Source organism: Mailhella massiliensis, from assembly GCF_020741395.1.
In the GTDB taxonomy this organism is placed as follows: Bacteria; Desulfobacterota; Desulfovibrionia; order Desulfovibrionales; family Desulfovibrionaceae; genus Mailhella; species Mailhella massiliensis_A.
Map to the genome: position 1 here is coordinate 1 of NZ_DYZA01000046.1, position 5,568 is coordinate 5,568.

3 protein-coding genes and 1 pseudogene are annotated in these 5,568 nt (G+C 55.7%); 2 read left to right on the plus strand and 2 right to left on the minus strand.

Annotated features, from left to right (window positions below; genetic code table 11):
* Together K8W16_RS02545 and K8W16_RS02550 are read left to right on the plus strand one after the other, a co-directional pair.
* A pseudogene (locus K8W16_RS02545) lies at positions 1-2,518 on the plus strand (hypothetical protein); the annotation flags it as partial.
* Positions 2,519-2,617: 99 nt separating this feature from the next.
* The gene (locus tag K8W16_RS02550) at positions 2,618-3,082 is read left to right on the plus strand and encodes a type III secretion system chaperone (RefSeq protein ID WP_304120883.1); all 465 of its coding nucleotides are present in this window, start codon (positions 2,618-2,620) and stop codon (positions 3,080-3,082) included.
* A gap of 150 nt (positions 3,083-3,232) precedes the next feature.
* Here K8W16_RS02550 and tnpA read toward each other — a convergent pair whose 3' ends face one another.
* Positions 3,233-3,718 carry an IS200/IS605 family transposase gene (tnpA, locus tag K8W16_RS02555; protein ID WP_304120885.1) on the minus strand — a complete coding sequence of 162 codons (486 nt, stop codon included), beginning with the start codon at positions 3,716-3,718 and terminating at the stop codon, positions 3,233-3,235.
* 681 nt (positions 3,719-4,399) lie between these two features.
* Positions 4,400-5,568: hypothetical protein (locus K8W16_RS02560; protein WP_304120887.1), on the minus strand; the 1,169-nt coding region annotated here is incomplete at its 5' end.

Here is a 5,568-nt window from a genome sequence, read left to right on the forward strand (position 1 = left end):
CGGCATAGGCGCCGTTTCCGCATCGACAGGCTACGGAACGGCGGCTATCGTGCTGACTCCCGAAGCTGCCAGGCGGGCAACCTATATAGCCGAAGACACGTTCTACGCCCCCGTCATCAATGTCGCTCAGAACCGCCGCGACAACTTCTATGCACTGCTCGACGGCGCCGGCCTGCCCGCCGAGTTCGTCACGGCCTGCCGCGAAAAAAGCTCGCCCGAACATACGGCCCTGGAAAAATGGTTCAATGATCTTGCCAAGACACCGGATGCCCGCACTGAGGCTTTCAAAGTACTGCCGTCCGATCTCGGTCTGAATAATAAGGATGACATTGCCCGCTTCACCGCGCTGCTGACGCAGTGCTTCGGAGACAAGAGCGCCACACGCAAGCTCATGGCCACACACGACAACCTTGAGGCGCTCATACCTCACATGGGCGATTTCGACGGCAACGCCCTTGCCATGGCCGCCATGAAGAACGCCTCCGGCAGCATCCCCCGCGTTCACCTGGCCGGCGCACAGTACATCGAGGCGCAGATACACGGGCCGCTCGTCCCTTCAAGGGATATTGCCGAAATCCGCATCGACATAAACGACGTACCGAGAGCCCAGCATGCGGAATTACGCGCACGCATGGCCGCATTTGAAGAACGCACGGGTATTCACGTCAACCTTATTGCAAACTACGATCTGGGAAAAGAGGTAACGGATATCCTCCACTCGCGGGAAGAGGAAAAGAATTTCCACGTGCAGCACATCGACAGAGAACAGATATCTGCCGAAACCAGGGCTGTGCTTCGTGATCTTCCCACCCATGTGGCGACCTATATCGCCGAGAACCCGAAACTTACGGCCCATCTGCCCGAGGGGGCTCTGCGCCTGGAGGGCAATGTTCTGCGTACCCTGGCCTCCCGGCTCCAGCAGGCCGTACAGGCCGATATGCAAAATCAGGCCAGGGCGGAACTCTCCCCGCAGAACCTGGTGCGCAGTGCCTTTGAAAGAACCGTCGCCCCCCTGCTGGAGGAAAAGGCCGAGCTTCTGCGCTCACTGGAACAGCTTCCCTTCTCGACCCCGGCCCAGAAGGAAGCCTTTACGCAATGGGTATGCAGCGCCAATGTCATCCGTTCCCCGGAGGAAATACGCATCATCCATACCCATGCCACGGCGCAGGCAAAGATGCTGCAAGAGATAGCCCAGGCCGAGCCGCCCCTGTCGGCCGCGGAGACCTTCCGCCGCACCGGGATGCTGGTCAGAAATGCCGCTGCTGATCTCAAGGCTTTTGCCGCATCGCGCGGCAAGCCCGATCTCGACATGGATGAAAAGGCCACGGAACTTGACCGCATCTCCTTCATGTCCCTGGCGCTGCTGGAGCACGGCGAGCCTGCCATGGACAAGGAAGGCATGGCACGCCTGCAGGAGCGCCTGAACACCCCCGAGCAGTATCAACTGATGGGCCAGCTGCGTCAGATCGAACCGAGACAGGGATATGAACGGCTGGAGCATACTGCCGATTTCCTCCTCGTGAACACCACTTTTATTCTGATGCAGCGCAATGCCGAAAATACGGCGGTACTGGCGGGTGCGTCTACGGAGAAAATCCCCTATTTCTCCGGAGAGTTTTCCCTGCTGCCACAGCCCCTGCGCCAGGCTCTGCACGCTGTGGCGCCGGAAACTGCCGCCGTCCTGGATGAAGTGCATCCCGCCTACCCTGCCTTCCCCAAAGCGGCCCACCCCGAAGCCATGCCCGCCGACGGTGCAGCCCGCCGGGCTTTTCTGGTGAAGAATCTGGACACCTACATAAACCATGAGCAGACCTTTGAACGCGGCTCTTCCGTTCACGGCCGGGGCCATATCGCCCGTGCATTCATCTATGCCTCAGCCATGTGCTCCATTCTGGAGGAACAGGGCGTTACCATGGATCGCAACGCCGTACTGTGCGGCATCACCGGGCACGACCTCGGAAGGCAGGGCAGAGGCTCCGACCAGTGGGAAGGACGCAGCGCGGATATGACTGTGGCCAGCATGAAGGCCAGCTTCGGCAACGACGCCATGGGGCAGGACTACGAGCAGGCCGTGAAGGACTGCATAGACTCCCATCGCGGGCAGACACTGGAAGCCATGCTGCTCAACGCGGCGGACTCTCTTGACATAGGCCGCACACAGGAATTCGATCCCAGCCGTTTTGCCTTCCTGCGCGGCAAAGAGGGAGAACAGCCCACGGAAAAAGCACAGGAAATCCGTAGACAGCTCGCTGTGGAGGCCGATCTGCTTCAGCGCCTTACCAACCCTCTCTGCCAGAACCGCCATATTCTGGATAAGCTCATCGAAAAGGCTGCCACCAGCAGCAGCGCCGACGCCAACATTTTTCTCCAGCAAAGGCAGGATATCCTGCGCTCCATAGAGAAATACTTCGCTTCCGAATGGAATACCGACTCCGAGACCTTCATGCAGAATGTAGAGAAGTTTATCTCGGAAAATACCGAACTCTTCCCCCTGCTCTCCCAGTATTACAAGCCGTAACAAGCAGGAAAACGGAGCGGCCTTCAGGCAAAACGCCGCCCCGTTTTCCGACATGTTTCCCTTCCAACAAAGCACATGGCTCTCATCAAGGAGTTTTTCATGGAATGGACTACCACGATGGAACGCTTCGGAGCTTCCATAGGCATTGATCATCTTGCCCCCGATACGGGCAACTGCTGCTCGCTGCTTTTCGACAGTCAGGATGAGATCACCTTCACCCATGATGAGGAAGACCGCTCCCTGCTCCTGTACAGTGAAATCGGCAGCGCTTCCGGGCTGAGCAGGGAGGCCTGCCTCACGCTGCTCAAGGCCTCGCTCCTCGGTGCGGAAACGGGCGGCGCGGCCCTTTCGATCCATGACAGGCTGGATCAGGTCGTGCTGTGGAAACGATATGACGACAATACCCTCACCGCGGATACCATGAAAGACGCCGTGAACAGCTTTCTGGCCCAGATCTCGTTCTGGAAGAAAAGACTCGCCGAGCTTGCCACGGAATACGAGACAGAAAACACCCCCGGGGAGAACTCCGCCATAACCATGGACAACTTCGGCATGTTCGTCTGAACCCGTCCTTTCTCCTCACAGACAGCGTAGTCAGGACCACCCGTAAAACGGGTGGCTTGTTACTTGCTCGCGCCTTAAGGGCGCCGGCTTGAACTTCTCAGGTCGACGCCCTGTCTTTTTTCCATGGTTCAAGCCCTCATGCAGATTGACTCACAGCCTGCTCCTCAAGGAACTTTCCCGGCTGTGGACTGAACGGGGATCCGTATATTCTCTGGCCGTTCTCTTATCGAGCATGATATCCTCTCGCTCCTGCTCTCTTATATATTTCCTGATGGACGCTTCGTTCAAGCCTGTTGTGCCGACATAATACCCCACGCTCCAGAATCTTCGATTGCCGTACTTATATTTCAGCTGTGAAAATTCATCAAAAATCATCAGGGAACTTTTACCCTTTATATACCCCATAACCGACGATATCGCATACTTCGGCGGTATCATGACAAGCATATGCACATGGTCTATCATCATATGTCCCTCAATAATTTCAATTCCCTTGTAATTACAAAGCTGTCGTATTATTTTTCCTATCTCCTCTCGGTATTGCCCATAAATTACTTTTCTCCTATACTTGGGAGTGAAGACAATATGGTACCTGCACAGCCATTTCGTATGTGCCGGATTTTGTTCTTTCGCCATAAAAAAACACCTTTTCGATGTGGACGGGAGCCTGAACAACTCCGTCTTATCGAAAAGGTGTTTTTTCAGGTATAACCGTTTTGGGTTCCACCCGCTTAGCGGGTGGTTTTCTGTTTCGGTCGCTTCTGCTCCCTCAACTACCTGAAGGCCTTAAAGACGCGCAAAAGGCCCCGCCGGCTGTCCCGGTGGGGCCTTTTGCGCACATGTAAGGCTCTCTTACCCGCCGCGCCTCGACAGCGCATGCTCGGCCTGATATCTGCCTTTCAACTGCCGGCGGCCCGCAAGCGGGCTTCCTGCATGCCGAAGGCTTGCTCTCCGGGCTTATCCCCGACTGATTGATGCCTGATGGGCGCCGTGATCGTTGCCTTATCGTTGCCTGCCGTATCCACACAGCAGCCACGGCGCCTGAATCCCGCCTGCGGTACTTGAACTTCAGCTCACCGGACGACCGCATGCCGTCAGGCTGCTCTTCCCTTTCCCATACCCGGCGGCACACTTACCTTCGGCGGTATTTCTCACAACACAGGGATGTGGCCAGGACAACATTCCGCTTCGGCCATACCTGCACTTCCCCCATGATTTTCGTCATATCTCTCCTGCAGCCCTTTTCTTCCCACCATGGAAAACCTGCCTGCGGTATTACGGAAGGGCCGGACTTCAGAAAAAAGCGTTCCCCTCAGATTACCAGCCCCCGCCCAATTCCTCATAGTAGGCCGCCCTTTTGCGGTATTTCTGCAAAGAAGCGTCGCTCTCGTCGACATAGGACAGGCCGCTGTTCATATCGTACAGCTTTTTCAGCACGGCCTGGTTGTTGAGGAAAGAGGGCTTCTTTTCATCAAAGAGCGCGTTGCACTCATCGACGACACCGGCCACCCGTGCCGTATCCCCGCCGTATTCAAAGCTTTCCCCGATGAAATCCAATGCCGCATCCAGGAACTTTTCATAATATACGGGTTCGCTTCCGGAGCGCAGCGCAACCCTGTATTTTTCCAGCGCGCAGTACATGACCCCGCATGCCGCCTTACCGCCGACCCGGGCTGCATATTGCATCAGTTCATCGCCGTAGGCCACATAGGCATTCCGTTCGCCGGCCTTTATGCCCGCATATTTTTCATCAACAGCCTTCATTCCGGCCAAAACGGCGGCGTCATCAATACGCGGCGCGCTCTCCCGGACGCCGCTCTCTCCTGCGCCGCCGGGGCTGTGGCGGCCGCCTTGTCCGTCACGGGTATGTTTTTCATGGAGGGCGTCGCCCGCATATTCTTCGTAACAGGAGGCCCTTTTGCCGTATTTATTCTTCAATTCGGGCGACGACAATACATTATTATACGCCAACATGCCGTTCATGCGGTACAGTTTTCTCGTGACGGCGTCATGATGCATGAAAACGGATTTCCTCTCGTCAAAGAGCGCGTTGCACTCATCGACGACACGGGCCATTCGTGCCGTATCCCCGCGACATTCAAAGCTTTTCCCCAGGAAATCCAACGCCGTATCCAGGAACTTCTCATAATATGCGGGTTCGCTTCCGAAAAGCAGCGCAACCCTGTATTTTCCCAGCGCATAATATATGACCTCGCATACGTCTTTCCTGTCAAGATCCGGCGGATATGCCATAATTGCATCGCCGTAGGCAGACCATGAGGCCGGATCATTCTCCGGGATGCCCGCATATTTTCCATCAACGTCATGTATCCCGTCTAAAACAATCCTGTTTTCGGATTTCAAGATATATCTGTTCAATATATTTTGGATTTCTGAATTATACCTTCTTGAGGCGCCTTCAGTGCTGCTTTTACAGGGTCCCGTGTGCGTATGTTTATGCTCCGATGAAGCCCTCTTCTCTTTCT

Excerpts from the sequence above, each read along its gene's own strand:
- K8W16_RS02550 (WP_304120883.1), top strand. The coding sequence starts at position 2,618 with ATGGAATGGACTACCACGATGGAACGCTTCGGAGCTTCCATAGGCATT.
- tnpA (WP_304120885.1), bottom strand. The coding sequence starts at position 3,718 with ATGGCGAAAGAACAAAATCCGGCACATACGAAATGGCTGTGCAGGTAC.